Below are 13,138 nucleotides of genomic sequence, written 5' to 3' on the forward strand. Positions count from 1 at the left end.
TATGGCCGAGTCATCAGGTGTCACCGCCGGCGCCCTGAGCGGTCGGTCACCGGCCTTTCGGGCCGGTGACCGTGACGCTCCGTTGGTCGACCTGACGGTGGGCGAGTTGTTGACCGTGCGCGCCGGTGAGTACCCCCACACCGAGGCCCTGGTGGGCACCCGGCACGGCCGCGATGACACGGTCCGGCTCAGCTATGGCGATCTGCTGCGAGAGGCGCGCCAGGTGGCGGCGGCGCTACGCGCGCTCGTCGACCCGGGGGACTACGTCGCGCTCTGGGCGCCGAACACGGTGGAATGGACCATCGTTCAGTACGGCGCCGCGCTCGCCGACGTGATCCTGGTGGCGGTCAACCCGGTACTGCGCGACGCTGATCTGGACTATGTGCTGCGACACAGCCGCGCGCGGGTGCTGATCCATGCCGATCGCAGCCGGGACTACGACCTGGCCACGGTGGCGCAGCGCGTATGCGCCGACATTCCCGGGATCCGCCGTATCTCGTTGTCGCAATGGGCGCAGTGGTTGTCGGCACCGGTCGGCGAACTGGCGGTCAGTACCGCTCGTGCGGACTCCGCGGTGATGCTGCAGTACACATCGGGCACCACCGGTCGTCCCAAGGGGGTGCTGCTGACCCACCGGGCACTGGTCAACGTCGCCCGGCTGACCATGCAGGCCTGCGGTGTCGAGGCGGGTTCGGTGTGTTTCAACCCGTTACCGCTGTTCCATACGGCCGGGTGTGTGATCGCCACCCTGGGGCCGGCCTGGCTGGGCGGCACCGCGGTGCTGTGCGAACGCTTCGACCCGGCCGACGCGCTGGCAGCGTTGGCCCGCGAGAACGTGACGGTGCTCTTCTACGTGCCGGCGGTGCTGCTGGCATTGCTGGCCGCGCAGCGCGCGGGCAGCGCACCGGCACCGGCGCTTCGGATCATCATGGGGGGAGCGGCGGTGGTATCCGGCGAGCTGATCGACGGTGCCGCCGCGGTGTTCGGTGCCGAGGTCTACAACCTCTACGGTCAGACCGAACTCGCGCCGGTGCTGTCGTTGACGCGCCCGGGAGACACCCGCGAGGACAAGTTGACCACCGTAGGCCGGCAACTACCGCATGTGGACTGCAAGGTGATCGATCCCGACACCGGTGCCACGCTGAACACCGGCGAGGTCGGCGAGATCTGCGCGCGCGGTTACCAGCAGTTCATCGAGTACCTACACGATCCGGCGGCGACGGCGCGTGCATTGGACCCGGAGGGGTTCGTGCGCACCGGTGATCTGGGCTGGATGGACGACCGTGGCTACCTGCGCGTCACGGGCCGGCTCAAGGAACTGATCATCCGCGGCGGCGAGAACATCTCACCCGCTGAGGTCGAAACGGTCATCGCCGAGCACGACGACGTGCTCGATGTCGTGGCGGTGGCGCTTCCCGACGAACGGCTCGGTGAGATCGTGGCGGTGGCCTGCCGCATCGGCACCGCCGAGCCGGAAGGTCTGCGCGAGGCGCTGATTGCCCACGCACGGGCTCGTATGCCCGCCTACAAGCTTCCCGCCCGCTGGTTTGTGACCGGCGAGTTTCCCATCACGCCGACGGGCAAGGTGCAGCGGTTCGCGCTGCGTGAGGCCATGCTCGCCGACGAACTGGCCGAGCTGTGAGCGCTACCGTCGCGGTAGGCCGGCGTCGCACCGCACTGGCCGAGCGGTTCCCGGTGTGGCAACCCGTGACGCTGGCCCAATGGCTGGATCGCTGCGCCGACCGGTATCCGGATCGGCCGTTCGTCCTCACCGATTCGGTCACGCTGACCTATCGCGATGTCGCCGAACAGTCCCGTGCGCTGGCGGCGGGGCTGATGGCCCTTGGTGTGGGCCTCGGCGATCGGGTCGGGATGGTGATGGCCAACTTCCCGGAATTCGTCACGGTGAAATTCGCGATCGCGCGAGCCGGCGCCGTCGCGGTGCCGTTCAACTATCTCTACCGGCAATCCGAGCTCGGTTTCGTCCTTGCCGATTCCGGCTGTCGGGTGCTGGTCACCATGACGCAGTTCGGTGCGTTGGACTACCAGGAGATGCTCGACGGCATCGTCCCGGGATGGGATGAGCCCGGCTTCGCCGCGCGCGAAGACCGCCGCGACACGGTACCGGCGCTGCGCCAGGTGGTGGTGCTCGACACCGGTGGTCTCGTTCGTCGCACGGCAATGACGGTCGCGGATCTGGCCGCATGCGCCCGGGCGGCGCAGTCGGCGTCGACGCCGGAGGCGGCACCTGGCGATCCCGGCGACATGCTCTATACGTCGGGCACCACAGGATCCCCCAAGGGAGTGGTGGTATCCCATGACGCCGTGCTGCGCACCGCGTACGCGTCGGCGCTGACCCGCGCTTATGAGGACGGCCGTCGGATTCTCTATTCGCTGCCCTGCTATCACATGTTCGGTTACGTCGAGGGCCTGTTGTCGGCCATGTTCGTGGGCGGGGCGGTCATCCTGCTGCCGTCGTTCACCGCCGAAGGCTACTTCGCCGGGATCGAGCGGCACCGGGCCACCGACATGCTGTGCGTTCCCACCATGGCGGTGGCGATGGTGGAAAGCCCTGTGCGCCAACGCTTCGACCTGTCGTCGCTGCGCGCGCTGCTGTGTGGATCCGCCCCGGCGCCGATCTGGCTGTGGCACCAGGTCCGCGAACTGTTCGGTATCGACGAGATCGTCACCGGTTACGGGATGACCGAATGCGGCGGCGCTATGACGCTCACCCGGCCCGAGGACGATCTGGTGCTGACCTCGGAAACCGTCGGCAGGCCGAAGATGGCCGGAGCCGCTGGGCTTTCCGGGTCCGCCGAACTGGTCGAGTACCGGGTCGTCGATCCGGATACCGGGCGCGATGTACCGGCCGGCGTCGACGGAGAGCTGCTCTCGGCGGGACCGACGGTGATGCTCGAGTACTGGAATCGTCCGGCGGAGACGGCCGCGACACTACGCTCGGGCTGGCTGCATTCCGGCGATTTGGGCCATATTCGACCCGACGGCTACCTGCGGGTCACCGGTCGTAGCAAGGAGCTGTACAAGAGCGGTGGGGAATTGGTGATGCCCAGGGAGATCGAGGATGTGCTGGCCGCCCATCCCGGAATCAGCCAGGCCTTCGCCATCGGTCTCAACGACGATCGGTGGGGTGAGATCGGTTGCGCCGTTGTCGTCACCGCACCCGGTCACGAGCTCACCGAGCAGGACGTCCTCCAGTTGTGCCGGACCTCGCTGGCACGCTTCAAGGTGCCCAAGCGCGTCCTGTTCTATTCGGCCGACGAGCTACCGACGACGCCGACGGGCAAGATCCAGAAGTTCCGCCTGGTGCGAGAGATCATGGCGCGCAACGGCGCCGAAGATCACGGCAGCGAGAAATATCGAACTCCGTCCTGATCGCGCACGTTCAACTCGCCCCGGAAGGCCAGCAGGTCGAGGTGCGCCGCGACTTCCAGCACCGCAGTCATCCGGTGCACGATGTCCAACTCTTCCAGCCGCCGTTCGTGCCGGGTCCAGCGCATCTGCTCGGCGACCTCCAAACCCGTGCAGTAGCCAGCACAGACGAGTTCGGACACCTGGTCCAGGCGTCGCCGATGGTGGTCGATCAGCTCCTGGGCGCGCGCCCAGGTCCGGCCGGCGGTGTGCCCGTGGGCGGGCAGCATGCGCGCGTCGGGCAGGTTCAGCATCAAGGTCAGCGAGTCGAGGTAGGACGCCAGCGGAAGTGGTTCGGGATCGCGCTCGAAAGCGATCGAGGGGGTGATTCGTGGCAGGAGGTGATCGCCGGAGAACACCAGCTGTTGTTCGGCATCCTCGAACACCACATGCCCACGTGTGTGGCCGGGAGTTTCCCGGACCACCAGCGTGCCGTCGCCACGGGCGAGGACATCGCCATCGTGCAGCCAGCGATCCGGCGCGTCGAAGGCGACACCGAGCTCGTAGGGCTCCCACGTGAGCCCGGCGATCTGGCGGGCCAGGTCCGGCGCCCCGGCCCGAGCAAGCATGCCGACCTGGGCGGGATGCACGCTGTCGGGCTGCTGTGCGAAGGCGTGCAGGCTGTGCCGCTCACCGGAACCGAGCAGCAGTTCGATGCCATACCGGTTACGCCAGCGGACCCCCAGCGAATAGTGGTCCCAGTGCTGATGGGTGACGACGATCCGGCGGACATCGGTCACGGCGAATCCGAGCTGGTGCATGGCTTCGGTGAGCGCGGCCTCGGCCGGTGGGTAGGCCCAGCCGGGGTCGACGAGGGTGAGTCCGTCACCACCGAGCACGACGTAGCTGTTGACCACCTGGAGATCGGGCAGGGGCAGCGGTAAGGCGATGCATACGACAGTCGGCGTGATGTGCAGCGGCACCCCGACCGCAGGGGGCGCCACCGCGGATGGTGCGGTGTCGGACATCGGCATGCTGCTCATTTCTGGAACTCCCGTCGTCACAAAAAAATCTAACAGAAACTAGAAAAATGTGTTAGCGTCGTGAACAGAGGTGTTCGTGGGCCTTTTCAGGCCCGCGATGCCGATTCGAAAAAGTTTCACCCGCCATGCGAAGGGGGGCGAGCGGCGCCAACTCGGCTGCCGCGGCCGAAGCCATGCTGACCTTGGACGACGACTACACCCACGTAGTCACTTCCGACTCGAACTTCAACGAGTCGATGTACTTCGAATTCCACGACCCTGAATCCGGCATCGCCGGCTTCCTGCGGCTGGCCAACCGGCCCAACGAGGGCCGCGGTGAACGGACGATCTGCCTGTACCTACCCGACGACCGGCTCGCGTTCGGTTACGCGCGCCCGCGGGTCACCTCGAACGAGGCGATGAACGCCGGGGGACTGGCCGTCGAGGTGGTCACACCGCTGCAGGACGTGCGTGTGCGCTTCGACGGTGACATCCGGCTGGTGATGGATCCGGCAACGATGAGCGACCCGTCGGCGGCATTGAACTCCAGCCCGCAGGCTGACTGCCGAATCACCCTGCAGTTCCTGGCTCTGGCGCCGGCCCACGAGCAGACGTTCGAGGCGCAGGGGCAGTCGTTTGCACCCCATCACTACGAACAGCTCGCCGTGGTCACCGGAGAGGTGGTGATCGGGACCCAGCGTTGGCCGGTCCGCGGGCACGGCCTGCGGGATCATTCCTGGGGACCGCGGTCTTGGCAGGCGCCATGGTTCTATCGCTGGCTGCACGGGAGTACGGACCGATTCGGCTTCATGGCAGCATATTTCGGCGACCCGGACGGCTCGTCACGTGTCGGCGGCTTCGTCTTCGACGGTGCCGAGGTGCACTCCTGCGATGAGGTGGAGATCACCACGCAGCGCGACGACAACGGCTTTCAGGAACACATCCAGCTGATCATCGCCGCGGGTGGGCGGCGCTGGCGTTTCGAGGGCGACGCACTGTCCTGCGTGCCGTTGCGGCATCGCAGCGCCGACGGCGAGGTCAGTACCCGCATCGTGGAGGCGGCCATCCGATGGTCGGTCACCGATGGCGACGCACCGGCCTCGCCCATCCATGGGATGGCCGAGTACCTCGATCAGATCAAAGCGGGTCAACCGGTGGGAATCCGGGTTTAGAGGAGGAATGCGTTCACGATGAAGACTTTTGACAACCTCGGGGAGTTCGAAAACGCGGCGGGCACCGAGTTGGGTCCCACCGAGTGGCTGGTCGTCGACCAGGATCGGGTGAACAACTTCGCCCAGGCCACCGACGATCACCAGTGGATCCACGTCGACCCGGAGCGGGCGGCCTCCGGTCCGTTCGGTGGCACCATCGCGCACGGGTTGCTGACCCTGTCGCTGCTGCCCAAGTTCATGCACGAGCTCTACCGGGTCGACAACATCACGATGGCCATCAACTACGGCTTCAACAAGGTGCGGTTCATCACGCCGGTGCCGGTCGGCGCCAAAGTGCGGGCTTCCTCGGTGATCACGGGCGTGGACAAGCTCGACGGCGCGGTGCAGGCCACCCTGGTCACCACCGTCGAGGTGGACGGAGCGGCCAAGCCGGCCGCAGTGATCGAATCGATCGTGCGCTATGTCGGTTGATACCGCACAGGATTCCCGTATCGCCGCTGCCGAGGCGCTCTACGATGCGCTCGCCCGGGGCGACGCCGAGAGCGTCGACCGACTGCTGTCGCCGGAGTTCGTCGGGCACGTCACCGAAGGGATGCCGCTGGAGATGGGCGGCACCCATCACGGTGCCGAGGCCATGCGTGGACAGGTCTGGTGGCGCATCGGTGCGCACTTCCGGGCTCGGGCCGTTGCCGAGGATCACCGGCTCGACAAGGACGGTGGGCTGACGGTCATCGGCACCTACCGCGGCAGCGGTCGTCGTTCCGGGGCCGAGCTGGACGCGGCCTTCGTCCACGTGCTCTCGTTCGACAACGACGGCCGGATCACCGAGCTGCGTCAACTCACCGATACGGCCGCCTGGCGTGCCGCGCTCGAGGGCAACGGCGCGCTGCAGACCATCGACTACCGCGTCGAGAACGGGCTGGCCACCGTGTGCCTGAACCGGCCCGATCAGCGCAACGCCATCAACTTGCGGATGGGGCAGGAAACCCTTGAGGTCGCGCGCCGCATCCAGTCGGATCGCTCGGTGCGTGCGGTCCTGATCTGTGGCAACGGGCCCGCGCTGACGGTCGGTGGCGACATCTCGTACTTCCTGGAGAGCAACGGTGCCGGGTACGACACGTTGTTCGAGAAGATGATCCGGCCGTATCACGAGGGCTTCGACATCCTCAGCCGGGTCGAGGCGCCGATCGTGGCCGCCGCGCACGGTCCGGTGGCGGGCGGCGGTCTGGGCTTCGTCTACGCCGCCGATATCGTGCTGGCCGCCGATGACAGCAGGTTCGTGGTCGCCTTCGCGGGCATCGGACTCTCCGGTGACGGCGGCGGCACCTATCACCTGCCCCGGCTGATCGGCCCCCGCCGCGCTGCACAGGCCTATCTGCGCAACACACCCATCAGCGCCGCGGAGGCATTGCAGTGGGGTCTGGTCAACGAGATCGTCCCCGCCGCCGAACTGCGTTCGCGGGCAACCCAGGTCGCCACGGAACTGGCAGCGGGACCGACCGTGGCCTTCGCGACGATGCGTGCGTTGCTCCGTGACAGCTGGCACAACGACCTACGGACGCAGCTGACCGCAGAACTGCAGGGCACCAAGGACACCGGTCGTAGTGATGACGCGGCGGCGGCCATCGCCGCGTTCGCGGCCAAGACGACACCGACTTTCCAAGGACGATGACATGAGTGGTTTGATCACCGACACCGAAGAGCACCGCGCCATCCGGGAGACCGTCGCGGGCATCGCCGAACGCTATGGCTCGCAATACTTCTTGGAGCGCGGCCGCAAGGGCGAGGACATCGGCGAACTGTGGAAGGATCTCGGCGCGGCTGGTCTGCTCGGCGTGCACCTGCCCGAGGAGTACGGCGGCGGCGGGGGTGGTATGGCCGAGGCCGTGGTGGTGGTCGAGGAACTGGCCGCGCACGGTATGCCGATGCTGATCTGGGTCATCTCGCCCGCGATCTGTGGGTCCATCCTGGCCCACCACGGATCTGATGAGATGAAGCGGCGCTGGTTGCCCGGCATCGCCGACGGCAGCCAGAAGATGGCCTTCGGCTTGACCGAACCCGATGCCGGCTCCAACAGCCACAACGTCAAGACCACGGCCCGCAAGACGGCCGACGGTTGGGTGATCTCCGGTGCGAAGTACTACATCTCCGCGGTCGACCAGTGCGAGGCGGTTCTGCTGGTGGCGCGCGATGCCGATCACTCGACACCGGAGAAGTCCAAGCTGTCGCTGTTCGTCGTGCCCACCGACGCCAAGGGCTTCAGCATCCAGCAGATCGACACCTCGATCGTCTCCCCGGACAAGCAGTTCACCGTCTTCCTCGACGAGGTGGAGGTGGGCGAGGACGCACTGATCGGTCAGGCCGGCAACGGTCTGCGGCAGGTGTTCGACGGCCTCAATCCCGAGCGGATCCTGGTCGGCGCGATCTGTGGCGGCGTCGGTCGGTACGCGATCGACAAGGCGGTGGCCTACGCGAAGGAACGCAACGTGTGGTCGACACCGATCGGCGCCCACCAGGGCGTGGCCCATCCGTTGGCCGACAGCCACATCGCCGTCGAGCTGAGCCGGCTGGCCACGGCGCTGAGCGCACACCAGTTCGATGCCGGCTTGCCGGCCGGCGAGGCATCCAACATCGCGAAGTACTCGGCATCCGAGGCCGCCCTGAAGGCACTGGACCAGGCGATCCAAACGCACGGCGGTAACGGGCTGTCCCACGAGTACGGCCTCTCGGAGCTGTGGTTCGTCACCCGGCTGATGCGCACCGCACCGGTCAGTCGCGAGATGGTGCTCAACTTCGTTGCCCAGACCTCGCTGGGGCTGCCGCGTTCGTACTGACCCGGCCACCATCGCAGCAACACAACGACTTTCAAGGAGCAGGACAATGACGACTTCGGGCGAGACATACGATGCCGTGGTGATCGGCGCCGGCGCAGGCGGCCTGTTCACCGCCGCGCGCCTGACCAAACTCGGCTACCGCACGCTGGTCGTCGAACGGCTCGACAAGGTGGGTGGCCGGGCCTCCACCGACGATATCGACGGCTTCAAGGTGAACAACGGGGCCATCGTGATCGAGGTGGGCGGCATCACCGAGGAAACCTGCCGAGAGGTAGGGGCCCGGTTCGACATCCGGGAGCCTTCGCCGCCGATCCTGTACCGCATCGCTGGCAAGGACGTCGATGTCACCGGCGGAGGCTGGGGTTTCCTGCTGGGCAAGCTCACCCGCCAAGGTGCCAAACTGGTCAAGGGAATCGGTGCCGCGCGCAATGATTCCGGTCTGCCCGAAGATGAACTGTCGACCGCGGACTGGGTGGCCAAGTACACCAAGAACGAAGGCGTGCATGGCATCTTCCGCAACATGTGTGCCTCGGTCTTCGCCGTCGGCTCCGAGGATCTGCCCGCCCGGGTGTTCCTGACCTACTTCACCCGCAAGAGCGCCTTCAAGCGCTTCGGTTTCCATCCCGAGGGCACCATCGGCATCTGGCGCGCGCTGGCCGATGCCGTGGTCGCCAACGGCGGGCAGATCTGGCTGTCGACACCGGTGACGAAGATCCACACCGCCGATGGCGGCACCGTCACCGGGATCGAGGTGACTCGTGACGGGCAGTCGGTGCGCATCGATGCGCCGATCGTGGTCAGCGATATCGGGCCCGCGGGCACCGTCGCCCTGTTGGGCGAGGAGAACGTGCCGCCGGACTACCAGGATCTGGTGAAGAAGGCCGACCGGCCCACGTCGATGATCACGGTCAACTTCGCCAGTCAGGAACGTCTGGTCGATGTCCCCGGCATGCTGAGCTTCGCCAAATCGCGCAGGTTGGCCTACGTCTCCAACTTCACCGATGTCTGCCCCGAGATGGCGCCGCCCGGGTGGAATCTGTACGCCGGGACCGCGGTGCCCAAGAATCCGACCGGCGACTTCGACGAGGCCGCCGAAACCGAGCTCCTACTGCAGGACTTGCGGGACAACATCGAGGATTTCGACAACCGGGCCCGCATCCTCAACATCGCCGTCACCCGCGACGACTGGCCGCCGCAGCGTGCCGTTGCCGGTTACGACCTGACCCATGAGACCCCGTTGACCGGACTGTGGAATGTCGGCGACGGCGTCAAGGAGTACGCCAACGGCGGCACCACGGCATGTGCCGAGACGGCAAAGATCGTCGTGGACAAGATCGTGGCCGCACACCGACCGGCGGTGCTGAGCTGAGCGATCTCGCCGCGCGGATCGGTCACGCGCGCAGTGCGCTGTTCGTTCCCGGCGACCGCCCCGCGAGATTCGCCAAGGCACTCGACAGCGGCGCTGACCTGGTGATACTCGATCTCGAGGACGCCGTCGCCGTCGAGGCCAAGGTATCGGCGCGGGTGGCCGTGTCGGCCTTCCTGGACAGTGGCGCCGAGGTGGTGGTCCGGGTCAACGGCACCGAGACGCAGTGGTGCGCAGACGATCTGGCGGTGCTCGCACAGCGGCGCTGCGCGGTCATGGTTCCCAAGGCGCACAGCGTCGACCAGCTGAACAGGGTGTCCGCCGTGTTGCCTGCCGGCACCGCGCTGATCCCGTTGATCGAGACCGCGCGGGGAGTGGCCGGAGCGGCGGCCCTGTGCGGTGCCGATTCGGTGGTTCGTGCCGCCTTCGGCAGTGTCGACCTCGGGGCCGAACTCGGGGTCGATCCAGACAGCCACACGGCATTGCAGTATGCACGCAGCGCGGTGGTGCTCGCGTCGGCTGTCGCCGGATGCGCGGCGCCGCTGGACGGGGTGACCACCGATCTGACCGAAGGGGACAGGCTGGCCGCCGATCTGGCACACGCGGCCACCTTGGGTTTCACCGGAAAGATGTGTATTCACCCGGCGCAGGTCCACGCCGTCAATCGGCGCTTCACGCCGACTGATTCCGAGCTGCGCTGGGCCGAACGGGTGGTTGCTGCTGCGGCGGGCGGTGGCGCGTGCGCGGTGGACGGAAAGATGGTCGACAAGCCGGTAGTGGACCGCGCGCGCGGTCTGCTGGCCCGCGCTCGCTGACATCGGTGTGGGGTATGGCTCAGCCTGCTCCGAGCGAACCCAGGATCTCGCGGGCGGCGCGTTCACCGGCAATATAGGCTCCCTCGATCCCGGACTGCGTCAGGTAGTCCCCGGCGATCTGGACATCGTGCGGTAGCCGGGCCAGCACGGCCAGCATCCGCTGGTAGTGACCCGGAGCCGCGGTCGACAAACCGTATGCGCGGCGGTAGATCTCGGTGATATCGGGTTCGGCGGGACCGTGGACCTCGGTCACGATGCGTCGTGCCTCGGTGAGCAGTTCCCGGTCGCCGAGCTCTGCTGAGCGCGGGCCGTCGAAGTAGACGCTGACCACTTGGCCCCCCCTCGGGCGCCGAGCCCGGTCGGCGTCGCTGGCCCAGCAGCACCCCGATATCGGAGTGTGGGCCGGGACCGACCGGCACGACCAGGTCGGGGCCGGCATCCGGCCAGGGATCGGTGCGAAAGCCGAATGCCACGTGGTGCAAAGGAATTGCCTGCACCCGTCGGAGGGCATCGAGCTCTGCCGCTCCGAGCACATCGGTGCACAGCTCGGCGGCAGTATGCGCGTCGGTGGCGACGATCACCGCGCGGGCAGTGAGAACTCCGTCCGCCGCGTGCACCGCCAAGCCGGCAGACTCACGGCGCACGCTCTCGACATGAACGTTCAACCGGACGTCGACATCGTCGAGTTGCCAGCTGGTGACCCGATCCAATCCGTCCTCGGGCACCGTCAGCCGGGTGCGGTGTGCGTTGCGCAGCAGCGCGACCAGGAACGAGCGCGAGATCGTGGACAGATCGGCACCGGTCAACGGTTCCATCAGGGGGCGGACCACATACTCGTGGACACGGTCGCCGAACATCCGGCGCGACCATGCCTCCATGGTCTCGCCGTTGTCGTCATCGGCCAGCGATCGCAGATCGAACGGCTCGGGCCCGCGGCGCAGCATGAGCATGGCGATGCCCGCGACGAGGCGAACACGATCCGTCCACCGAAGCTGGGGTACGCGCAGGAATGTGTGCGGCGCGTCGAAACGCACCGGGTAGCGTCCGCGTGCCTCGCGCAATTCGGTGCGCGCCACCCAGCGTCGCATGTGGTGTTCCCGTCCGGCCCCGGCGATGGCGCTGCGGGTGCGTCGGTAGGTACCCATCACGAAGATGGCCACGGAGTCGATGGCGAATCCGTGTTTGCGGTCGGTGCGCGTCCTGCCGCCGACGGCATGCTCGCCATCCAGCAGCACGGTGTGTACGCCGGCGGCGGTGAGCACGCGTGCGGCGGCGGCGCCTGCCGGTCCCGCGCCGATGACGATGACCTCGGTATCGGTCGAAGGCTGGGGAGTCGGCATGGCGCTACCTCGATCAGCTGGGGGATTCGGGCTCGACGGTCAGATCGCCACGAGCACATAGAATTTAACAGCAATTCGAAAATGTGCCGAACCGACGAGGGGTCTGCGTCAGCCGGCCAGCGCGCGCAACGCCGTGAAGCTGTCGTTGTCGACGATCTGTTGGGCTGCCCTGGCCGCCATCGCGGCGAACATCCGGTCCCCGCGTTCGGAGTTCTGCACCCCCAGCGAGACCGGAATGCACAGCACCAGGCCGTACAGAGCGTGTGCGCGATACTCCAGCCAGCACCGTGCGAAGTCGTAGTCAGTGACGCCAAGGGCAACCAACCGCCGGTGATACTCGGTGACCAGCGCGCGCTCGTGCTCGGCCCGCGCGGCCTCTGCCAGCGAGGTGCCCAGGAGATACGACACGTCGATCACGCCGGGTGCGGCCGCCACGCTCTGCCAATCGACGACGGCGATCGGCGTGTGCCCGCCCTGCGCATCGAACAGGAGATTGTCCAGGCGGAAGTCCCCGTGCCAGAGGCACCGGGTCTCGGCCAGCGTTGCCAACCATGCCGGCACGTCCCGGGCCAGCTGCCGGGCCGCCTCGACGTGTTCGGATCCCAGGTGGGAACCGAAACGCTCCAGCCATGGGTCGATGATCTGAGGGAGCGTGCCGGCCAAGGCATTCCACACTCCGCCGGCGCCGAGCCAGGGGTGCTCGGCCAGCCTGGCGTGCCCCCACGAGCCTGCGTGCAGTGCGGCAGCCTGAGCCAGCGCGAGATCCGCCTCATCGGCGGTGCAACCACCGATCTGCTCGACGGTCCGTGCCGGGCCCATGTCTTCGAGAAGCAGCACGAAGGTACCGAGGTCGTCGGCGATGTGGGCGGCGAAGCATCGTGGTGCGCGCACGGTGGTCACATCGAGCAGGTGTCGGTAGAACAACACCTCGCGCTGGTAGGCGCCGGTACCGATCGCCATCTGGTGGCTGGCGGGGTCGGTGCTGGACACCTTGGCGATCACGGTGTCCGGTGCGCCTACCGGGCGCACCGCGTAGTCGAGTGTCAAGCGATAACTGCTGGCCATCTGGCCGGTCCCGACCGGTGTGGCGTCCAGCGTGGTGACCTCGACGGTGTCCCATCCGGGCACATCGGCGAGCAGCGCCGATACCACCGTTGGGCTGAAATGGTCGACGGTGTGGGGGATGACGGTCATATCGTCTCCTTCTGTGACGGTGGGTG

10 protein-coding genes and 1 pseudogene are annotated in these 13,138 nt (G+C 67.2%); 8 read left to right on the plus strand and 3 right to left on the minus strand.

Annotated features, from left to right (window positions below; translation table 11 throughout):
* The first annotated feature begins 1 nt into the window (after position 1).
* Both IC40_RS0120955 and IC40_RS0120960 read left to right on the plus strand, forming a co-directional pair.
* Positions 2–1,642 (plus strand): class I adenylate-forming enzyme family protein, encoded by a 1,641-nt coding sequence (locus tag IC40_RS0120955; RefSeq protein WP_030136638.1) that lies wholly within the window; start codon positions 2–4, stop codon positions 1,640–1,642.
* The gene (locus tag IC40_RS0120960; protein ID WP_036470514.1) at positions 1,639–3,393 is read left to right on the plus strand and encodes a class I adenylate-forming enzyme family protein; all 1,755 of its coding nucleotides are present in this window, start codon (positions 1,639–1,641) and stop codon (positions 3,391–3,393) included. The genes IC40_RS0120955 and IC40_RS0120960 overlap by 4 nt, the downstream gene beginning before the upstream one ends.
* Here the strand turns inward: IC40_RS0120960 and IC40_RS0120965 are convergent.
* A complete protein-coding gene (locus IC40_RS0120965; RefSeq protein WP_042509831.1) occupies positions 3,360–4,397 on the minus strand; it encodes an MBL fold metallo-hydrolase in 1,038 nt (345 codons plus the stop codon). The genes IC40_RS0120960 and IC40_RS0120965 overlap by 34 nt on opposite strands.
* A gap of 140 nt (positions 4,398–4,537) precedes the next feature.
* Between IC40_RS0120965 and IC40_RS0120970 the strand changes: the two genes are divergently transcribed.
* From IC40_RS0120970 to IC40_RS0120995, 6 genes are read left to right on the plus strand one after another with little or no spacing between them, the layout of a single operon-like run.
* Positions 4,538–5,563 (plus strand): DUF7064 domain-containing protein, encoded by a 1,026-nt coding sequence (locus IC40_RS0120970; protein WP_234411605.1) that lies wholly within the window; start codon positions 4,538–4,540, stop codon positions 5,561–5,563.
* 18 nt (positions 5,564–5,581) lie between these two features.
* Entirely contained in the window at positions 5,582–6,034 is a 453-nt protein-coding gene (locus IC40_RS0120975) for a MaoC family dehydratase (RefSeq protein ID WP_030136642.1), read from the plus strand.
* The gene (locus IC40_RS0120980) at positions 6,024–7,235 is read left to right on the plus strand and encodes an enoyl-CoA hydratase-related protein (protein ID WP_030136643.1); all 1,212 of its coding nucleotides are present in this window, start codon (positions 6,024–6,026) and stop codon (positions 7,233–7,235) included. Before IC40_RS0120975 ends, IC40_RS0120980 begins: the two co-directional genes overlap by 11 nt.
* Before the next feature lies 1 nt (position 7,236).
* Positions 7,237–8,397: an acyl-CoA dehydrogenase family protein gene (locus IC40_RS0120985; RefSeq protein ID WP_030136644.1), complete on the plus strand. Its 1,161-nt coding sequence runs from the start codon at positions 7,237–7,239 to the stop codon at positions 8,395–8,397.
* 46 nt (positions 8,398–8,443) lie between these two features.
* Positions 8,444–9,766 (plus strand): phytoene desaturase family protein, encoded by a 1,323-nt coding sequence (locus IC40_RS0120990; RefSeq protein ID WP_030136645.1) that lies wholly within the window; start codon positions 8,444–8,446, stop codon positions 9,764–9,766.
* A complete protein-coding gene (locus tag IC40_RS0120995; protein WP_030136646.1) occupies positions 9,763–10,578 on the plus strand; it encodes an HpcH/HpaI aldolase/citrate lyase family protein in 816 nt (271 codons plus the stop codon). Before IC40_RS0120990 ends, IC40_RS0120995 begins: the two co-directional genes overlap by 4 nt.
* A gap of 19 nt (positions 10,579–10,597) precedes the next feature.
* On the opposite strand, the pseudogene IC40_RS0121000 reads toward IC40_RS0120995, so the two are convergent.
* Positions 10,598–11,918: pseudogene (locus IC40_RS0121000) on the minus strand (FAD-dependent oxidoreductase).
* Between the two features lie 108 nt (positions 11,919–12,026).
* Positions 12,027–13,112 (minus strand): phosphotransferase, encoded by a 1,086-nt coding sequence (locus tag IC40_RS0121005; RefSeq protein WP_030136648.1) that lies wholly within the window; start codon positions 13,110–13,112, stop codon positions 12,027–12,029.
* Positions 13,113–13,138 lie beyond the last annotated feature (26 nt).

Source organism: Mycolicibacterium neoaurum ATCC 25795 (assembly GCF_000691525.1).
Classification (GTDB): Bacteria; Actinomycetota; Actinomycetes; order Mycobacteriales; family Mycobacteriaceae; genus Mycobacterium; species Mycobacterium neoaurum.